Below are 19,938 nucleotides of genomic sequence, written 5' to 3'. Positions count from 1 at the left end.
CGCTGCGCTTACCGGGCCTACGGCTTGTGTAGGCCCGGTAAGGCGAAGCCGCCACCCGGCTTTTAACATTACTGGTCAGCCGTCTTATCAAAACGACCCAGCACCTCGCGTTCATACGCCAGCGCTTTTTTACGATCGAATTTGTGTTCCCACTTGGCGATAACCAGCACCGCCAGGGCATTCCCCACCACGTTCAGCGCGGTACGCGCCATGTCGAGGATACGGTCGACACCGGCGATAAACGCCAGACCTTCCAGCGGAATACCGACGCTGCCAAGCGTCGCCAGCAGCACCACGAAGGAGACGCCCGGAACGCCTGCAATACCTTTTGACGTCACCATCAGCGTCAGCACCAGCACGATCTCCTGCCACAGCGACAGGTCAATGCCGTACAGCTGCGCAATAAAGATAGCGGCGATGCTCTGGTACAGCGTCGAACCGTCCAGGTTAAAGGAGTAGCCGGTCGGTACCACGAAGCTGGTAATAGAGGCAGGCGCGCCGTAGGCTTCCATCTTCTCAATGATGCGCGGCAGCACGCTCTCAGAACTTGCCGTGGAGTACGCCAGAATCAGCTCATCTTTCAGGATGCGAATCAGGATCCAGATGCTCAGCCCGCACAGGCGCGCCACGATCCCCAGCACCACCAGCGCGAAGAACAAAATGGCGAAGTGCACCAGGAGCACCAGCTTCGCCAGCGGCCACAGGGAGGCAAAACCGAAGTTCGCCACGGTGACGGCGATAAGCGCAAACACCCCTACCGGCGCGTAACGCATCACCATGTGCGTCACTTTGAACATGGTTTCGGAGATAGAGCGGAACACGGTCACCAGCGGCTCACGGTGCGTCGCCGGCAGGGAAGAGAGCCCCAGACCAAACAGCACCGAGAAGAAGATGATAGGCAGCATCTCGCCCTTCGCCATCGACGCCACGATATTGGTCGGCACCAGCGACAGGATAGTGCCCATCAGGCCATGCGCATGGCTCTGCACGTCAGCGGTCGTACTTTGGTATTTCGAAATATCCACCGTTGCCAGCTGCGACATATCGATCCCGGACCCCGGCTGGAACACGTTCGCCAGCGTGATACCGAGGATAATCGCAACCGTAGTGATCACTTCGAAATAGATAATGGTTTTCGCACCAATACGGCCTAACTGCTTCGCATCGCCGACGCCCGCAATACCGACCACCAGCGTCGAGATCACAATCGGCACCACAATCATCTTGATCAGATGAATAAAGATATCCCCTGCCGGTGAAAGCAAGTTCGCAATCAGCCATTCGCGGCTGTCGCTATGATAGTGGAGGTAACTGCCCAGCAAGATGCCCAGCACAAGGGCGATTAAGATCTGCCAGGCAAGGCTGACTTTAACGTTTTTCATAGAAACTGACTTCCTCAATGAAGCGCCTTATTCACTCAAACTGCATGAACAGGGAGACATACTGAAAGGGTATGAATTGTGTTGCGTTGGTTTATGGGATTTTTTAACGCGGCGTATGAGTATCATTTGCGCGACCTGTTGCGCAAGCCTTAAAGAACGACGCGTTTCACTCACAAAAGCGACGATGACGGGAGTTTGTTCTAATTCTGATAAATAACCTTTTGTTATAAAAACGCTTTTTTAAACATAAATGTGAATAATCGTCAGCATCAATTATTTTCCTTCAAAGTTTCATTCGCTCAATTTTCATACTCTTCAAACAATGCGTGATCTGTAGCCCAAATAATAAACAAAGCTTGTAAAGCCCCTACAATTAACGTTTTTGCGACATATTATTAACATCTTACAAGGAGAAAAAAAGCCATGAGCCAAATACATAAACACGACATTCCCGCAAATATTGCGGACCGTTGCCTGATCACCCCGGAGCAGTACCACGAGAAATATCAGCAATCTATCACCGCCCCGGACACCTTCTGGGGTGAGCAGGGCCATATCCTTGACTGGATCAAACCTTATCAGAAGGTGAAGAACACCTCCTTTGCGCCCGGCAATGTCTCCATTAAATGGTATGAAGATGGCACCCTGAACCTGGCGGCGAACTGCCTCGATCGTCACCTCGCCGAGCGCGGGAACGAGACGGCCATCATCTGGGAAGGCGATGACGCCTCGCAAAGCAAACACATTACCTACAAAGAGCTTCACCGCGACGTGTGCCGCTTCGCCAACGTCCTGCTGGAAAAGGGCATTAAAAAAGGCGATGTAGTCGCTATCTATATGCCGATGGTGCCGGAAGCGGCGGTGGCCATGCTGGCCTGCGCGCGTATCGGCGCAATTCACTCGGTGATTTTTGGCGGGTTCTCGCCAGAGGCGGTTGCGGGCCGTATTGTCGATTCCAGTTCAAAACTGGTGATCACCGCCGATGAAGGCGTGCGCGCCGGACGCGGTATCCCACTGAAGAAAAACGTCGACGAAGCGCTGAAAAACCCGAACGTCAAAACGGTCAGTAACGTCATCGTCCTTAAGCGTACCGGCGGCAAAATCGACTGGACCGAGGGGCGCGACCTGTGGTGGAGCGACCTGATTGAGAACGCGAGCGACCAGCATCAGCCGGAAGAGATGAACGCCGAAGATCCGCTGTTCATTCTTTACACCTCCGGCTCCACCGGTAAGCCGAAAGGCGTCCTGCACACCACCGGCGGCTATCTGGTCTATGCGGCCACTACCTTCAAATACGTCTTCGACTACCATCCGGGCGACATCTACTGGTGTACCGCCGACGTGGGCTGGGTTACCGGACACAGCTATCTGCTGTACGGCCCGCTGGCCTGTGGTGCAACAACGTTGATGTTTGAGGGCGTACCAAACTGGCCGACCCCGGCGCGTATGTGTCAGGTGGTCGACAAACACCAGGTCAACATTCTCTACACCGCGCCAACGGCGATCCGCGCACTGATGGCGGAAGGCGATAAAGCCATCGAAGGCACTGACCGATCTTCATTGCGCATCCTCGGTTCCGTGGGTGAGCCAATCAACCCGGAAGCCTGGGAGTGGTACTGGAAGAAAATCGGCAACGAAAAATGCCCGGTGATGGACACCTGGTGGCAGACCGAAACCGGCGGCTTCATGATCACTCCGATGCCGGGCGCCACGCAGCTGAAGGCCGGTTCCGCAACCCGTCCGTTCTTCGGCGTGCAGCCTGCGCTGGTGGATAACGAAGGCAACCCGCTGGAAGGCGCCACCGAAGGCAACCTGGTGATCACAGATTCCTGGCCGGGTCAGGCGCGTACCCTGTTCGGCGATCACGATCGCTTCGAGCAGACCTACTTCTCGACCTTTAAAAACATGTACTTCAGCGGCGACGGCGCGCGTCGTGACGAAGATGGCTATTACTGGATAACCGGGCGCGTGGACGACGTGCTGAACGTCTCCGGCCACCGTCTGGGCACTGCTGAGATTGAATCGGCGCTGGTCTCGCATCCGAAGATTGCCGAAGCGGCGGTTGTGGGCATTCCGCATAACATCAAAGGCCAGGCGATTTACGCCTATGTCACTCTGAACCACGGTGAAGAACCGTCGCCTGAGCTCTACGCTGAGGTGCGCAACTGGGTGCGTAAAGAGATTGGCCCGCTGGCGACGCCGGACGTGCTGCACTGGACCGACTCGCTGCCGAAAACCCGTTCCGGCAAAATTATGCGTCGTATCTTGCGCAAAATCGCGGCTGGAGACACCAGCAACCTCGGTGATACCTCAACGCTCGCGGATCCTGGCGTGGTGGAAAAACTGCTCGAAGAGAAGCAGGCCATCGCGATGCCTTCCTAGTGTTTTCTCCCTCTCCCTGTGGGAGAGGGCTGGGGTGAGGGCATCAGACCGCACCTTCCTCCCCTCACCCTAACCCTCTCCCCAAAAGGGAGAGGGGACTAAAAACAAACCTACCTTACCTTTGGAGACTCTGTGATGAATAACGATATTTGTCAGCAGATAGAGAATAGTGCGCACTACAGGGAGCTCGTCGATAAGCGGCAACGGTTTGCCTTCATCCTTTCCATCATCATGCTGGTTATCTACGTCGGCTTTATTCTGCTGATCGCCTTTGCCCCGCACTGGCTGGGCACCCCGCTGCACGAGGGGACCAGCGTGACGCGCGGTATTCCGATTGGCATTGGCGTGATTGTGATTTCATTCCTGCTGACCGGCGTCTACGTCTGGCGCGCGAACGGTGAATTCGATCGACTTAATAAAGCGGTACTGCAAGAGGTAAAAGCATCATGAAGAGAGTTCTGACGGCGCTCGCCGCCACGCTTCCCTTTGCCGCCCACGCGGCGGATGCCATTACCGGCGAGGTCCAGCGCCAGCCAACCAACTGGCAGGCCATTGTGATGTTCCTGATTTTCGTCCTGCTGACGCTGTACATCACCTACTGGGCGTCGAAACGCGTGCGCTCCCGTAACGATTACTACACCGCTGGCGGCAACATTACCGGCTTCCAGAACGGGCTGGCGATCGCGGGTGACTTTATGTCCGCCGCCTCGTTCCTCGGGATCTCCGCGCTGGTGTATACATCCGGCTATGACGGCCTGATTTATTCCCTCGGCTTCCTCGTCGGCTGGCCGATCATCCTGTTCCTGATTGCCGAACGCCTGCGTAACCTGGGCCGCTATACCTTCGCTGACGTGGCCTCCTATCGCCTGAAGCAGGGGCCGATTCGCACCCTCTCCGCCTGCGGTTCGCTGGTGGTGGTGGCGCTGTACCTGATTGCGCAGATGGTCGGCGCGGGTAAATTGATCGAACTGCTGTTCGGCCTGAACTACCACGTCGCGGTGGTGCTGGTTGGCGTGCTGATGGTGATGTACGTGCTGTTCGGCGGCATGCTGGCAACCACCTGGGTGCAGATCATCAAAGCCGTCCTGCTGCTGTTCGGCGCCAGCTTTATGGCCTTTATGGTGATGAAGCACGTCGGGTTCAGCTTCAATAACCTGTTCACCGAAGCGATGGCGGTCCACCCGAAAGGGGAAGCGATCATGAGCCCGGGCGGGCTGGTGAAAGACCCGATATCCGCGCTCTCGCTTGGTCTCGGCCTGATGTTCGGTACCGCGGGCCTGCCGCATATCCTGATGCGCTTCTTCACCGTGAGCGATGCGCGTGAAGCGCGCAAGAGCGTCTTCTACGCCACCGGTTTCATGGGTTACTTCTACATCCTGACCTTTATCATCGGCTTTGGCGCGATCATGCTGGTGGGGGCGAACCCGGCGTTTAAAGACGCGGCGGGCGCGCTGATTGGCGGTAACAACATGGCGGCGGTGCATCTGGCGGACGCGGTGGGCGGTAACCTGTTCCTCGGCTTTATCTCCGCCGTGGCCTTCGCCACCATTCTTGCGGTGGTTGCAGGACTGACGCTCGCCGGCGCGTCTGCGGTGTCGCATGACCTCTACGCCAACGTTATCCGCAAAGGCGCGAGCGAGCGCGACGAGCTGAAGGTCTCGAAAATCACCGTGCTGGTGCTGGGCGTGGTCGCGATTCTGTTAGGCATTCTGTTCGAGAAGCAAAACATCGCCTTTATGGTGGGGCTGGCCTTCTCGATTGCGGCAAGCTGTAACTTCCCGATCATCCTGCTCTCCATGTACTGGCCGAAACTGACCACGCGCGGCGCGATGATTGGCGGCTGGCTGGGACTGCTGACGGCGGTGATCCTGATGATTCTGGGCCCGACCATCTGGGTGCAGATCCTCGGTCACGCGAGCGCTATCTTCCCGTATGAATACCCGGCGCTGTTCTCGATCGCCGTGGCGTTTATCGGCATCTGGTTCTTCTCGGCCACCGACAATTCGCCGGAAGGTAACCTGGAGCGAGAGAAATTCCGCGCCCAGTTTATCCGCTCACAAACCGGCCTGGGCGTTGAGCAGGGCCGCGCGCACTAAGCCTTTCTCCCCGGTCATTCTGGCCGGGGAGCTTAAAACATCACCCACGCCACCAGCGGCGCAATCAGCACCATCACTACGCCTGAGAGCATCATTACCAGGCTTGCGACAACGCCCTCCTGCTGCCCCAGCTCATACGAACGTGCCGTGCCCGCCCCGTGCGACGCCGCGCCAAACCCCGCGCCTTTCGCCATCCCTTCCCGGATCGACAAGCGCAGGAACAACATATCGCCGACCGCCATACCGAACACACCCGTCACGACAACAAACAGCGCCACCAGGTCCGGCTGCCCGCCGAGCGGTTTAGCGGCCGCCAGCGCAAACGGCGTGGTCACCGAACGCACCGCCAGGCTGCGCTGAATTTCATCGGGCAGCGTAAACAGCCGCGCCAGCCAGACGGAGCTGCACACCGCGACCACCGTGGCGGTGATCACGCCCGCGCTGAGCGACATCCAGTGGCGTTTGATAATCGCCAGGTTGTCGTAAACGGGGACGGCAAAAGCGATGGTCGCCGGGCCGAGCAGCCACAGCAGCCAGTGGGATTCGCCAATGTAGTTTTGCCAGGAGATGTGGCCGAAGACCAGCATCAGCACCAGCAGGATCGGCGTGAAGACCAGCGGCATCAGCGGCAGGGCGTGAAAGCGGCGATACAGCCGCTTGTTGGCAAAGTAGATCGCCAGCGTCGCAATCAGGCACAGGATGCTGATCTGAAAATTAGTCATGTTTGTGCCTGCTGATTTCAAAGCGATACACTTTATCCACCACCCAGGCGGTTGCGCCCAGCACCATCAGCGTACTCAGCGCGATAACCGCAAAGATTCGCCAGCCGTCCACCATCAGCAGCTGCGCATAGTTCACCACCGCCACCACCGCCGGAACAAAGAACAGCAGCATCTCCGCCAGCAGCCAGCGCGCCCCGGCGCGCACCCAGTTAAGGGGGATCACGCGGCACAGAATAAGCGTCAGCATCAGCAGCATCCCGACAAGATTGGCGGGCAGCGGCAGATGCAGCCAGCCGACAAGATATTCCGCGAAAACAAACAGTCCCGCGTAGAGCAGTACCTGCACCGGGACCTGGAGTCGTTGCACAACGGCAGGCGTAACACGGCTTAACGCCACGGCCATGGGGGTTTTCCTCAAAAATGAGACGAGGCGCCAGTATAGAGAGCGCACGGTATGGACTGAAATGAATTAAAATCATCAAAGGTATAGTTTCGAGGAATAATCATGGACATAAGAACGCTGCGCTATTTTGTCGAAGTGGTTCGTCAGCAAAGTTTTACCCGCGCAGCGGAGAAGTTGTTTGTTACCCAGCCCACCATCAGCAAGATGCTGAAAAACCTCGAAGATGAACTGAACTGTACCCTGCTGATCCGCGACGGGCGCAAGCTGTTGCTGACCGACACCGGACGCGTGGTATTCGAACGCGGGCTGGCGATTCTGGCGGAGTTTCGCCAGCTGGAAGCAGAGCTGGGCGATATCAATCATCTGAAGAAAGGAGTGCTTCGCCTCGGCATTCCGCCCATGGTGGGGATGATGATGGCCGGGCCGATTAGCCTGTTTCGCCAGCGTTATCCCGGCGTTGAGCTGAAGATTTCGGAGTTTGGTGGGTTAACCGTCCAGCAGGCCGTCACCAACGGCGAGCTCGACGTGGCAATGACCGCCCTCCCCGTTGAGGAAGAGAGCGGTCTGGCGACGCTTCCGCTCTTTAGCCACCCGCTGTGCGTGCTGGTTCCCCGCTCCGGCGACTGGCTGAAGTTAGACTCGGTGAGACCTGAACTGCTCGGCGAGCACCCTCTGCTGATCTATAACGAAGACTTCGCCCTCAGCCGCCAGCTGATGACGCTGTTTAACCAGCATAACGTCAAGCCGCGCATAGCGGTGCGCAGCGGACAGTGGGATTTCCTGGCGGCGATGGTGCAGGCCGGCGTGGGGATTGCCATTCTGCCGCAGCCGATTTGCGAGCGTCTGGATAAAAACACGCTGCGCTGGATCCCGCTGGAGAGCGACCTGCACTGGCAGCTGGGGATGATCTGGCGTGAAGGGGTGTATTTATCGCAGAGCGCGCAGGCGTGGCTGCAGTGTTGTGAGGGGTTTTGGGTGCCCTCACCCTAACCCTCTCCCACAGGGCTGAGGAATCCCCAGTAATTTTTTACCTGAAGCGATGAACGCTTCTTTGCAAAATTAATGACTTACAGCGACACCCTGGTCCGGCTGTAAATCGCCGAAGCGTTTCCGTAAGGCCGGGGCGAGGCGCAGGGATGCGCCGAGAGGGCGTGGCCTGCAGGGATGCAGGCTCATGCCCGACCCGATAGCCTGAAGGAATAAGCTGAGGGCACCGCGAAGCGGCGATTTACCGCCGGGAGCCCGGGTCGCCAGGGTGGTGGCGATTGAGCCACCCTGGCACGTTCACCGGTTATGTCGTGACAGAGTAGCAAGGAACATAAAGTGAACGGAATGACCACTAGAGTTATATGTTCCCCCCCACCCCAGCCCTCTCCCTCAAGGGAGAGGGGGTCGTCCGTGCAGGCATTATTTTGTGGGAAACCCTCAGCCCACAAGGAGAGGGAACCGATCGAGCACGTAGGCCCGGTAAGCGCAGCGCCACCGGGCAAAAACAGCGCTACTGATTCTCTATCAACAGCGCTTCCAGCAGGTCCAGATCGTGCAGCAGCTTTTGCAGCGTTTCGTTGCTGATCTGCCGCGTGGCGCGCAGATGGTACAGCTCGGCGCGCTCGGAGCGCAGCGCCGCCAGGCGGAACCGGCGCTCCAGGTTTTCCTCCTGCAGCGAGCTTTCCACATCGTTACGCCCGTCCGCGCGGCGGCGCAGGTTACCAATCACGCGGGAACTGACTTCCGTCAGCAGCTGATTGTCGATGTTCTCTTCCGCATCCGCGGCCAGACGCTCTTCCATCTTCTGAATCGCGACAATTGCCACTTCGGCGGTGGCCGCCCGGGCAATACGCTCCTCTTTATGCTGCTGGGTCGAATCACCGGCATCAATATGCTGGAGTAAAATCGGCAGCATAATCACGCCGACAAACAGGGAGAACAGAATCACGCCCGCCGCCAGGAAGACCAGCTCGTAGCGCGCCGGGAAGACGTCGCCCGTGGGCAGTAGCAGCGGAATGGAGAGTACACCGGCAAGGGTGATCGCCCCGCGTACGCCCGCAAAAGAGGCGATCAGCAGCTCACGCGTTGTCCACGAGCCGAACTCCATCGGCTTTTTCTTCAGGAAGCGCACGCTGAAGTTTTTCATCGTCCACAGCCAGCCGAAACGCACCAGCATCAGCGCCATGTAGATCAGCACGATGTCGGTAAACAGCATCCAGACCTCAACGTTCGGATCGGCCTCCGCTGCCACCAGCGAGGATTCCATAATGCCCGGCAGCTGCAGGCCCAACAGCAGGAACACCATGCCGTTAAAGACAAATTCCAGCATGGCCCAGGTGCTGTTGGCACGCAGACGCATGGCCAGCGGCGCGCGGCGCATTACGCCGGAACGGGTGATGGTCATCCCCGCCGCAACCGCAGCCAGAATGCCCGACACGCCGATATGTTCGGCAATCAGATAAGAGGCAAACGGCAGCAGGAACAGCAGTACGATCTGCGTTGCGGGTTCATCGCCGCCCCAGCGGCTGAGGAAGCGCAATGAGCGGCCGTACAGCCAGCTCACCACGAAGCCCGCCAGAATACCGCCAATCGCCACCTTGAAGAATTCCAGGGTTGCGCCGCCGATGGTAAAGACCATCGTGCCCATCGCAACGGCCACGGCAAACTTCAGGGCAACCAGGCCAGAGGCGTCGTTCATCAGCGCCTCACCCTGTAAAATCCCCATGATTTTCTTCGGAATACGGCCTTCACCCACAATGCCGGACAGCGCCACGGCATCGGTTGGCGACAGCACGGCGGCCAGCGCAAAAGCCGGTATTAATGGAATACCCGGTACCGCCCAGTAGATCAGAAAACCAATCCCGACGACGGTGACCACCACCAGCGCCAGCGCCAGGCCGAAGATCTCGCGCCCGTGCTCAAGGAATTCGCGGGTGGGCGTTTTCCAGCCATCGGCAAACAGCAGCGGCGGAATAAACAGCACGAGGAACAGTTCGGGGTCAAATTCCACGTGCAGGCCAAACGTCGGCCACGCCAGCAGCGCGCCGATGGCAATTTGCATTAATGGCAGGGGGACCTGAAAGGGCAGTACGCGTGTAACCACCCCGGATAGCGAGACCACAAGGGTCATGATGAGTATTGTGAAGAAGATTTCCATGCGTTCCCTGTTTGCTGTGTTGCTTATGTACTCCGGAAGGCGTCGTGCCTTTTATTCTATCTTCTCCAGAGTAACGCAAAAGGCAACAGGATGAGTCCTGAAAATAAAAACGGGCGGCCTGAGCCACCCGTTTTCGCATCAATGGACAACTTAGATTGCCCAGCCGCCCGCGTAGAACGCTACCAGCGCAACGGCGATAATCACGGTGCCGACGTTCAGCTTGCGCCATTCACCGGAGACCAGACGACCAATCACCAGCGACGCGAAGCCGATCATAATGCCGGTCACGATGTTACAGGTCAGGACGATAAAGACCGCGGTAATCAGGCCAGACATCGCGTCCACGAAGTCCGCAAAGTCGATTTTCGCCACGTTGCTCAGCATCAGCAGGCCAACGTACATCAGCGCTGGCGCGGTCGCATACGCCGGAACCAGATAGGAGAGCGGAGAGAGGAACAGGATCAGCATGAACAGCACGCCGACGGTGATCGCCGTCAGGCCGGTTTTACCGCCTGCCGCCGTACCCGCTGCGGACTCGATGTACACCGCCGCAGGCGCCGCGCCCACCAGGCCGGAGAAGACGCTGCTCAGGGAGTCAGTGGTCAGCGCTTTGCCGCCATCAATAATCTGACCGTCTTTATCCAGCAGGTTCGCCTGACCGGCCACCGCACGAATGGTACCGGTCGCGTCAAACACGGCGGTCATGACCAGCGCCAGCACGCTTGGCAGGATCACCGGGTTCAGCGCGCCAACGATATCCAGGCTGCCAATCAGAGAGTTGCCTTTGTCATCGCTCAGCGACGGCATGGCGAAGATACCGGAGAAGTGTACGGTTGGATCGAAAATCAGGCCGACAATAGAAACGCCGATAATAGTCAGCAGAATGCCGCCAGGCACCTTCAGTTTTTCCAGACCGATAATCACCGCCAGACCGATCAGCGACATGATCACCGGGAAGCTGGCGAAGTGGCCCAGCGCTACAGGCAGACCGTCCAGCGGGTTCTTAATGACCAGACCGACACCGTTGGCGGCGATCAGCAACAGGAACAGGCCGATACCGATGCCGGTACCGTGCGCCACGCCCTGCGGCAGGTTGCGCAAAATCCAGCTACGGATGCCGGTCGCTGAAATCACGGTAAACAGCACACCCATCAGGAACACGGCACCCAGCGCAACCGGTACGCTGATGTGCTGACCCAGCACCAGGCTGAACGCGGTAAACGCGGTCAGAGAGATGGCGCAACCAATCGCCAGCGGCAGGTTCGCCCACAGACCCATCACGATGGAGCCCACGCCGGCCACAAGACAGGTCGCCACAAAGACAGCCGCTGGCGGGAAGCCTGCTTTGCCCAGCATGCCCGGCACAACGATGACGGAATAAACCATCGCCAGAAACGTTGTCAAACCGGCAACAATTTCCTGGCGCACGGTGCTGCCGCGGGCCGAAATTTTAAACATGGCGTCAAGTGAACCGCCAGTACGCGCAGATGGCGTAGACATAGAAAACATCCCCTGAGAGTTTTTTAGGAAGTCCGTAAGCGAGGTGGAGACGCCACTGCCAGCTGAACGTCAAATCCTTGTGTTGCGTTTGTGACGAAAGGGCGTCACAAAAAAAGCAAACGTTTAGCTCCGCGCTTACAAACGGGTGGTCAAATTAAGGCAAACGATTATCTAGCGTAATCCCCGCCCTTTTCAACTGAACTTTCTCGTTTTTCGCTAAAATTCCCTTATGACGCTGAAGAAATAAACAGAGGATGCGCAAACGTTATCGTCTATGCGCAATTTGTTTACATTTCAGTCCTCGCCCGGGATAGATAACGGTCCCCCCTGTTCCAGGGTTCTTTGCCAGCCTGGGGTGTTCTCAACTTTTGTCTTCCACGCCTGAATATGCGGCAGATTAGCGATACCGCCGCGCGCCAGCAGCGCAAAGATCGGGAAGCTCATCTGGATATCGGCCATGCTGAGCGAATCCCCGGCAAACCAGCTGTTTTCGGCAAGATGTGACTCAATAAAGCGCGCATGGGTTTCCAGTTGACGGTTGAGATACGCTTTCTGCACCCCCTGCCCCAGCGCTTTGCCCAGGGTTCTGATACCAAACGGCACCGGCGGCTTGCCGAGGCTGTTGAAGACCAGCTTCATTAACAGCAGCGGCATCAGCGATCCTTCGGCGTAATGCAGCCAGAAGCGGTATTGCACCTTATGCGACGGGTCTAAAGGCTTAAGGCGTGACTCGGGATCGTACGTTTCCTGCAGGTACTCCAGGATGGCGCCCGATTCCGCAAGGATCAGTCCGTTATCTTCGATAACCGGCGATTTGCCCAACGGATGCACCTTTTTAAGAGCCTCCGGCGCCAGCATGTTCTTTTCGCGCTGGTAGTGAACAATCTCATAAGGCAGGTCAAGTTCTTCCAGCGCCCAAATCACGCGGTGCGAGCGCGACTGGTTAAGGTGGTGTACCGTGAGCATGGCTTTCTCCTGTTATTCATACTTTTTAACTATAGAAAATTGAACAACACCGCGAAAAAAATTCGTCTAAAAAACGGTCGGTGAGGCTGGCGAAAAAACGGGTCTTGCATAGAATTAAAGTGTCAGCACAATCCGGAACCTCCCCAACCAGCTCGACACTGAGGGGTGCTGATGTCGGGGGAAACCCTCCCGTGAACCAGCGGGATAGAGTGAAAGACAAAGACCGGGAAAAACTAAAGCGCCCTTATGTGGCGCTTTAGTTCTTTATAATGCTTTTGCCGGCCGCACAATCTCAATCCTCTTCCAGCAACCGCGCCCCCGTCCCCTGCTCGCCCAGCCTGTCACCAGGGTTACGCAACGGACAATCGCTACGCGACAGGCAGCCGCAGCCGATGCAGCCATCCAGCTCGTCACGCAGGGCGACCAGCGTATGAATGCGTCGGTCCAGCTCTTCACGCCACTGGGACGACAGCTCTTTCCACTCTTTCGGGCTAAGCGTATGCCCTTCCGGCAGCACGCCAAACGCCTCGCCGATCGTTGCCAGGGGAATTCCGATTCGTTGCGCAATTTTGATAATCGCCACGTAGCGGAGCACGTCGCGGGTATAGCGACGCTGGTTGCCCCCGTTGCGGATGCTTTTAATTAACCCTTTGCTTTCATAGAAGTGGAGCGCGGATACCGCAACGCCGCTTCGCTTCGCCACTTCACCGGGGGTTAACAGCGCTTTAATTCGCGGCAATCTCTTTTCCATAAAACCTCTTTACCTCAAGTTAACTTGAGGAATTATACTCGCCCGCAGAGAAAACGACGAATTAACCGAGATAGTTGTATCTACAGAGGGGCAACCTTATGTCGCATCAGCAGATTATTCAGACGCTTATTGAATGGATTGATGAACATATCGACCAACCGTTGAACATTGATGTGGTCGCTAAAAAGTCGGGCTATTCGAAATGGTATTTACAGAGAATGTTCCGCACGGTCATGCATCAGACGCTGGGTGAGTACATTCGCCAGCGCAGACTACTGCTGGCGGCGCAGGCGCTACGCTCAACGCAGCGGCCCATTTTTGATATCGCGATGGACCTTGGCTATGTGTCGCAACAAACCTTTTCCCGCGTGTTTCGCCGCGAGTTTGACCGCACGCCGAGCGACTATCGCCACCAGTTGAATTAATCACCCTCAGTGCAAAGGTTGCTGCTGCCAGGTCATAAATTCCTGGGGCGGCATCGCTTTCGCGAAGTGCCATCCCTGACAAAACTGGACGCCGCGCTTCAGCAGCCAGCTTACCTGCTCTGCCGTCTCTACCCCTTCCGCAATGGTTTTCAGCCGCAGGCTTTGCGCCATCTCGATAATATGCTCGGCGATCAGGTGGCTGGTACTGTTGGTCGTTAAGGTATCGATAAACGATTTATCGATTTTCAGAATATCCACGTTCAGCGAGTAGAGGTTGTGCAGGTTCGAGTAGCCGGTACCGAAATCATCGATCGCGACTTCATAACCCGCCTGACGGAAAGCCTGAATCACCGGGGTGGTTTTTGGCACATCGATAAAACCGCGTTCCGTCACTTCTATTTTGATTTGCTGCGCACGGACGGCATAGTGGCGGGCCTTGTCGGAAATCATGGCGATCAGCCGCGAGGAGTGGAAATCCGTGGCCGACAGGTTAATCGAAATATAGAGATGCGGATGCTCGGCCAGGAAATGGCCCAGATCGTTGAACACCTCCTCAACGACATAGTCCGTAATCCGCTCGCTCATTCCCTCATTTTCCGCCAGCGGGATAAACTCAGCCGGGCTCATCACCTGCCCGTTAAAGCCAGGCCATCGTAACAACGCCTCCGCGCCCACACACTGATTATTCTTAATATCAATAATCGGCTGATAGTGGACGCAAAGCTGTCGTTTGTTCAGCGCGCGGTGCAGTAAGCGCCCCGGCGAATTAAGCTCACGATGGGTACGCGACCATACCAGCAAAATAATAATGCTGCAGATCATGCCCAGCGGTAGCGTCAACGTCGCCTGGTGATAAAGCGTTTCATAAAAGCGTTTATTTGATGTCGAGACAATGGCCGCAATCGGTCTTTTGGGAGATGTTACGATCGTATAAAAGCGGTTATCTTTTTGAAATACCGATTCCTTATCCCGAATCATCGAATTTAATAAAGAAACATTGGCTTTCTGGCTGACGGAAAAGAAAGCATTGGTTACCGTGTCGTACACACCCCAGGAGAGAGAATGATCCGCGGACATGACTTCGCTGTATGAAAGCGGATTGACGACCACCACATAATTTCCGCGCTGCATATATGTCATTTTATAGCCAGTATAAAATGGGGTATCGCGATAATAATAGATAGCGACGTCAGGTTTGCGCGTGTAATTAGCGACAGGAATGGCGTAGGGGTGATCCGGTGTAAAAACGGTCGAACAAAGAAAATTCTGACCTTCAGCGTAAATTAAATCGGCGACAAACAGGCGGCCACGAACAACGTTCAGCATATATTGACGGTGTCCCGGCGTGCAAAGCTCGCCCTGATATTTTACCGCCTCGTCCCTGGCCAGCTCAACCTGTTGAATAACCAGCTCTGTTTTGTCTAAAGCCAGTTCAGCAAATGTGCGTAGCTGGGCGCTTGTTTCAGACACGGCACGCAGTTGGGCAAACCATAGCGCAAGCATCACCGGCAGCATAACTACCATGATGATCCCTACCACCCTGAGCATTTTGCGCCGCGCGCTACGATTCATTTCCCGCCCTATATCCCTGCATGTTGTACGCCTGTAGTACTTAAGGCCGGATGCTTTGTTAAACAGGTGATTACGTTGCATGAATCATGCGAAGTTAGCAACTGACTTTTAGTATTAAAAATCTTAAATTTCGTTATGCCGATAATATTTTCCCGTAAGTTAAACTGTAAGTATTCGTTCCGTTTCAATTAAGGAAAATAATTATCCAGCCCGTCAGGCAGACGGGAAGATAACACAACAGACAATCGTTGATTAAGCCAAACGTCTGACAGCATGAAAAAAGTACAACTTCATCAGGACGTTTTATGCTATTTGCTCTGAGGCATTGTGTTCGTTGATTTATAAATAGTCAGCCTACACCACAATATTTTGAGTATTGGCGGAGAATAACGCCCCTCTTATAAAAACCGAATTTGCGCTATCCCCACTTGCCCGAAGGGCATTTTCGGCAAGCTGTGGCTCCGCCTCCTCGTGCGCCGAAGGCAGAACCAGCCCGCGCAATCGCCTTTTCTGAGGAATAAAATCCTCTTTTTTGATCGCACAGACACTGGCGAATAAATCAACAAATGTGATATAGTTCACACATATTTTGTAACGAGAAACACCGTTTCATTCAGTTCGTCTGTTTTATAGAGGATGGGTTTTATGGCAACCATTACTACCAGCATGGTTCTCCTGCGCTGGCCTTTGTTGAGTGCGGTACTGATGTTTCTAGCCAGCACGCTGAATATTCAGTTTCGTAAATCTGACTATGCAGGTCTTGCTGTCATCAGCACCCTGCTGGGGCTGGGTGCGGCCTGCTGGTTTGCAACGGGTCTGCTTGGCATCACCCTGCTGGATATCGCTGCCGTCTGGGAAAACATTAAAGTGGTGATGGTTGAGGCGATGAGCCACACGCCGCCAGACTGGCCGATGGTGATTACCTGATCCCTGACGGAATAAAAAAACCCAGACGATAGTCTGGGTTTTTTGTTTTCAGCACGCGGAAATCAGAACGGAATGTCGTCGTCGAAATCCATTGGCGGCTCGTTAGACGGCGCCGGAGCAGACTGCTGCTGCGGACGAGACTGTGCGCCGCCGCTGAACTGGTTGCCGCCCTGCGGCTGCTGAGGCTGACCCCAACCGCCCTGCTGCTGGCTCTGACCGCCACCTGCCGGTGCGCCACCGCCCTGACGGCCACCCAGCATCTGCATGGTACCGCCCACGTTGACCACGACTTCTGTGGTGTACTTCTCAGCGCCGGCCTGATCGGTCCATTTGCGGGTACGCAGCTGGCCTTCGATATAGACCTGAGAACCTTTACGCAGATACTCACCGGCCACTTCGGCCAGTTTGCCAAACAGCACTACACGGTGCCATTCGGTCTGCTCTTTCATCTCACCGGTCGCTTTATCACGCCAGGATTCGGAAGTAGCCAGCGTAATGTTGGCAACTGCGCCACCACTCGGCATGTAGCGTACTTCCGGGTCCTGGCCCAGATTACCGACGAGAATCACCTTGTTTACGCCTCTGCTGGCCATGTTCGTGTCTCCTGAATACGTTTCTTAATAGTGTAAACGCGCGAGTGTACCATTTCCATGCTGCACTTTGATAGTTGCGTAGCACGTTCCAGAGTTCTCTCGCAACTCCACATTGTTACACAGCCAATCAGAAAATGCATTCCAATACTGTATATTCAAACAGGTCAAATTGTGTCATAATTAGCCGTTTCTGACAGCCGTTTGTCCTTCAAACAAATCAGGCAATCCGTGTTCCAACCGGGAAAGGTGAATGGATAAGATCGAAGTTCGGGGCGCCCGCACCCACAATCTCAAGAATATCAACCTCATAATCCCTCGCGACAAACTCATTGTCGTGACCGGGCTTTCGGGGTCTGGCAAATCCTCACTGGCTTTCGACACTTTGTATGCCGAAGGACAGCGTCGTTACGTTGAATCGCTCTCTGCGTACGCGCGTCAGTTCCTGTCGCTGATGGAAAAACCGGATGTCGACCATATTGAAGGGTTGTCCCCTGCTATCTCTATTGAGCAGAAGTCCACCTCGCATAACCCGCGTTCAACGGTCGGTACCATTACCGAAATTCATGACTACCTGCGTCTGCTGTATGCCCGCGTGGGCGAGCCGCGCTGCCCGGACCACGACGTCCCGCTGGCGGCCCAGACCGTAAGCCAGATGGTGGATAACGTGCTGTCGCAGCCGGAAGGGAAACGCCTGATGCTGCTGGCGCCGATCATTAAAGAGCGAAAAGGCGAACACACCAAAACGCTGGAAAACCTGGCAAGCCAGGGCTATATCCGCGCCCGTATCGACGGCGAGGTGTGTGACCTGTCCGACCCGCCAAAGCTGGAGCTGCAGAAGAAGCACACCATCGAAGTGGTGATTGACCGCTTTAAGGTACGCGACGATCTCGCCACGCGCCTGGCGGAATCTTTTGAAACGGCGCTGGAACTCTCTGGCGGCACGGCCGTGGTCTCCGACATGGACGACCCAAAAGCGGAAGAGCTGCTCTTCTCCGCCAACTTCGCCTGCCCGATTTGCGGCTACAGCATGCGCGAGCTCGAGCCGCGCCTGTTCTCATTCAACAACCCGGCGGGCGCGTGCCCGACGTGTGACGGCCTGGGTGTTCAACAATATTTCGATCCGGACCGTGTGATTCAGAACCCGGAGCTGTCGCTGGCGGGCGGGGCCATTCGCGGCTGGGACAAGCGTAACTTCTACTACTTCCAGATGCTGAAATCGCTGGCGGAGCACTACAAGTTCGACGTCGAAGCCCCGTGGGCGAGCCTGAGCCCGAACGTGCACAAAGTGATCCTGTTCGGTTCCGGCAAAGAGAACATCGAGTTCAAGTATATGAACGATCGCGGCGATACCTCCGTGCGCCGCCACCCGTTCGAAGGGGTGCTGCACAACATGGAGCGCCGCTACAAAGAGACCGAATCCAGCGCGGTGCGCGAGGAGCTGGCGAAGTTCATCAGCAACCGCTCCTGCGCCACCTGTGAAGGCACGCGTCTGCGTCGCGAAGCGCGCCACGTGTTTGTGGAAAACACCGCGCTGCCGACTATCTCAGACATGAGCATCGGCCATGCGATGGACTTCTTCAACAATCTGAAGCTCTCCGGCCAGCGCGCGAAAATCGCCGAAAAAGTGCTGAAAGAGATTGGCGATCGCCTGAAATTCCTGGTGAACGTCGGCCTGAACTACCTGACGCTTTCCCGCTCGGCAGAAACGCTCTCCGGCGGTGAAGCCCAGCGTATCCGTCTGGCGAGCCAGATTGGCGCGGGTCTGGTAGGCGTGATGTACGTGCTGGATGAGCCGTCCATCGGCCTGCACCAGCGCGACAACGAGCGTCTGCTCGGCACGCTGGTCCACCTGCGTAACCTCGGCAACACGGTGATCGTGGTCGAGCACGATGAAGATGCGATCCGCGCGGCTGACCACGTCATCGACATTGGCCCTGGCGCTGGCGTACACGGCGGCCAGGTGGTCGCGGAAGGGACGCTGAAGGACATCATGGCGGTGCCCGAGTCGCTGACCGGTCAGTTCATGAGCGGCAAGCGTAAGATTGAGGTGCCGAAACAGCGCGTAGCGGCAGATCCGGAAAAAGTGCTGAAGCTGACCGGCGCGCGCGGCAACAACCTGAAAGACGTCACCCTGACGCTGCCGGTTGGCCTGTTTACCTGCATCACCGGCGTGTCCGGTTCCGGTAAATCGACGCTGATCAACGATACGCTGTTCCCGATTGCGCAGACGGCGCTGAACGGCGCGACGCTGGCCGAGCCTGCGCCGTACCGCGACATCCAGGGTCTGGAGCATTTCGATAAAGTTATCGACATTGACCAGAGCCCGATTGGCCGTACCCCGCGCTCTAACCCGGCAACCTATACCGGCGTCTTCACGCCCGTACGTGAACTGTTTGCCGGTGTGCCGGAAGCGCGCTCCCGCGGCTATACGCCAGGACGTTTCAGCTTTAACGTGCGCGGTGGCCGCTGCGAAGCGTGCCAGGGCGACGGCGTGATCAAGGTTGAAATGCACTTCCTGCCGGATATCTACGTGCCGTGCGACCAGTGCAAAGGCAAACGCTATAACCGCGAAACGCTGGAGATTAAGTACAAGGGCAAGACCATCCACGAAGTGCTGGACATGACCATCGAAGAGGCGCGCGAATTCTTTGACGCCGTCCCTGCGCTGGCGCGTAAGCTGCAGACGCTGATGGACGTGGGCCTGACCTACATTCGTCTGGGACAGTCGGCAACCACGCTGTCCGGCGGTGAAGCGCAGCGCGTGAAGCTGGCGCGTGAGCTGTCAAAACGCGGCACCGGTCAGACGCTGTACATTCTGGATGAGCCGACCACCGGCCTGCACTTTGCCGATATCCAGCAGCTGCTCGACGTGCTGCATCAGCTGCGCGATCAGGGCAACACCATCGTGGTCATCGAACATAACCTGGACGTGATTAAAACCGCGGACTGGATTGTCGATCTCGGCCCGGAAGGCGGCAGCGGCGGCGGTGAAATTCTCGTCTCCGGTACGCCAGAGACCGTTGCAGAGTGCGAAGCCTCGCACACCGCGCGCTTCCTTAAACCGTTGCTGTAAT

General features: G+C 56.5%; 16 protein-coding genes. 7 read left to right on the top strand and 9 right to left on the bottom strand.

Annotated elements, in window-relative coordinates; translation table 11 throughout:
• Positions 1-68: 68 nt before the first annotated feature.
• A complete protein-coding gene (gene gltP / locus SPH27_RS19900; RefSeq protein ID WP_023310067.1) occupies positions 69-1,382 on the bottom strand; it encodes a glutamate/aspartate:proton symporter GltP in 1,314 nt (437 codons plus the stop codon).
• Positions 1,383-1,805: 423 nt separating this feature from the next.
• Between gltP and acs the strand changes: the two genes are divergently transcribed.
• From acs to actP, 3 genes are all read left to right on the top strand, one after another.
• Positions 1,806-3,764, top strand: coding sequence for an acetate--CoA ligase (gene acs, locus SPH27_RS19895; RefSeq protein ID WP_048976116.1), 1,959 nt, complete (start codon positions 1,806-1,808; stop codon positions 3,762-3,764).
• 135 nt (positions 3,765-3,899) lie between these two features.
• Positions 3,900-4,214, top strand: a complete 315-nt coding sequence (locus SPH27_RS19890; RefSeq protein ID WP_023310065.1) for a DUF485 domain-containing protein — start codon at positions 3,900-3,902, stop codon at positions 4,212-4,214.
• A complete protein-coding gene (gene actP / locus SPH27_RS19885; protein ID WP_182073038.1) occupies positions 4,211-5,860 on the top strand; it encodes a cation/acetate symporter ActP in 1,650 nt (549 codons plus the stop codon). Before SPH27_RS19890 ends, actP begins: the two co-directional genes overlap by 4 nt.
• Positions 5,861-5,892: 32 nt before the next feature.
• Here the strand turns inward: actP and SPH27_RS19880 are convergent, their stop codons facing one another.
• Both SPH27_RS19880 and SPH27_RS19875 read right to left on the bottom strand, forming a co-directional pair.
• Complete coding sequence (locus SPH27_RS19880; protein ID WP_182073039.1) at positions 5,893-6,582, bottom strand: LrgB family protein; 690 nt, start codon at positions 6,580-6,582, stop codon at positions 5,893-5,895.
• Positions 6,575-6,985, bottom strand: coding sequence for a CidA/LrgA family protein (locus SPH27_RS19875; RefSeq protein WP_021242769.1), 411 nt, complete (start codon positions 6,983-6,985; stop codon positions 6,575-6,577). Before SPH27_RS19875 ends, SPH27_RS19880 begins: the two co-directional genes overlap by 8 nt.
• Before the next feature lie 102 nt (positions 6,986-7,087).
• On the opposite strand from SPH27_RS19875, the gene SPH27_RS19870 reads away from it, so the two are divergent.
• Positions 7,088-7,975: a LysR family transcriptional regulator gene (locus SPH27_RS19870; protein WP_023310061.1), complete on the top strand. Its 888-nt coding sequence runs from the start codon at positions 7,088-7,090 to the stop codon at positions 7,973-7,975.
• Between the two features lie 508 nt (positions 7,976-8,483).
• On the opposite strand, the gene SPH27_RS19865 is transcribed toward SPH27_RS19870, so the two are convergent.
• The 4 genes from SPH27_RS19865 to soxR all read right to left on the bottom strand — a co-directional run bounded on the left by SPH27_RS19865 (position 8,484) and on the right by soxR (position 13,347).
• Positions 8,484-10,130 (bottom strand): Na+/H+ antiporter, encoded by a 1,647-nt coding sequence (locus SPH27_RS19865; RefSeq protein WP_033144417.1) that lies wholly within the window; start codon positions 10,128-10,130, stop codon positions 8,484-8,486.
• Between the two features lie 150 nt (positions 10,131-10,280).
• A complete protein-coding gene (ghxP, locus tag SPH27_RS19860; RefSeq protein ID WP_023310059.1) occupies positions 10,281-11,630 on the bottom strand; it encodes a guanine/hypoxanthine transporter GhxP in 1,350 nt (449 codons plus the stop codon).
• 294 nt (positions 11,631-11,924) lie between these two features.
• A complete protein-coding gene (locus SPH27_RS19855) occupies positions 11,925-12,596 on the bottom strand; it encodes a glutathione S-transferase family protein (RefSeq protein WP_039264123.1) in 672 nt (223 codons plus the stop codon).
• 292 nt (positions 12,597-12,888) lie between these two features.
• Positions 12,889-13,347 carry a redox-sensitive transcriptional activator SoxR gene (gene soxR, locus SPH27_RS19850; protein ID WP_023331806.1) on the bottom strand — a complete coding sequence of 153 codons (459 nt, stop codon included), beginning with the start codon at positions 13,345-13,347 and terminating at the stop codon, positions 12,889-12,891.
• A 98-nt stretch (positions 13,348-13,445) separates the two neighbouring features.
• Between soxR and soxS the strand changes: the two genes are divergently transcribed.
• Positions 13,446-13,772: a superoxide response transcriptional regulator SoxS gene (gene soxS / locus SPH27_RS19845; protein WP_013095071.1), complete on the top strand. Its 327-nt coding sequence runs from the start codon at positions 13,446-13,448 to the stop codon at positions 13,770-13,772.
• Positions 13,773-13,778: 6 nt separating this feature from the next.
• Here soxS and SPH27_RS19840 read toward each other — a convergent pair whose 3' ends face one another.
• A complete protein-coding gene (locus SPH27_RS19840; RefSeq protein ID WP_029740210.1) occupies positions 13,779-15,344 on the bottom strand; it encodes an EAL domain-containing protein in 1,566 nt (521 codons plus the stop codon).
• 645 nt (positions 15,345-15,989) lie between these two features.
• Here SPH27_RS19840 and SPH27_RS19835 point away from each other — a divergent pair.
• Complete coding sequence (locus SPH27_RS19835) at positions 15,990-16,271, top strand: YjcB family protein (RefSeq protein ID WP_008503385.1); 282 nt, start codon at positions 15,990-15,992, stop codon at positions 16,269-16,271.
• 62 nt (positions 16,272-16,333) lie between these two features.
• On the opposite strand, the gene ssb1 is transcribed toward SPH27_RS19835, so the two are convergent.
• Positions 16,334-16,864 (bottom strand): single-stranded DNA-binding protein SSB1, encoded by a 531-nt coding sequence (gene ssb1 / locus SPH27_RS19830; protein WP_029740211.1) that lies wholly within the window; start codon positions 16,862-16,864, stop codon positions 16,334-16,336.
• 250 nt (positions 16,865-17,114) lie between these two features.
• Here ssb1 and uvrA point away from each other — a divergent pair, with 250 nt between their 5' ends.
• The gene (gene uvrA, locus SPH27_RS19825; protein ID WP_087823799.1) at positions 17,115-19,937 is read left to right on the top strand and encodes an excinuclease ABC subunit UvrA; all 2,823 of its coding nucleotides are present in this window, start codon (positions 17,115-17,117) and stop codon (positions 19,935-19,937) included.
• The last annotated feature ends 1 nt before the right edge of the window (position 19,938 follow it).

The sequence above is a fragment of the Enterobacter sp. A103 genome (assembly GCF_034427535.1).
Taxonomy (GTDB): Bacteria; Pseudomonadota; Gammaproteobacteria; order Enterobacterales; family Enterobacteriaceae; genus Enterobacter; species Enterobacter asburiae_B.
This window is presented reverse-complemented; position numbering and strand designations above follow the sequence as displayed.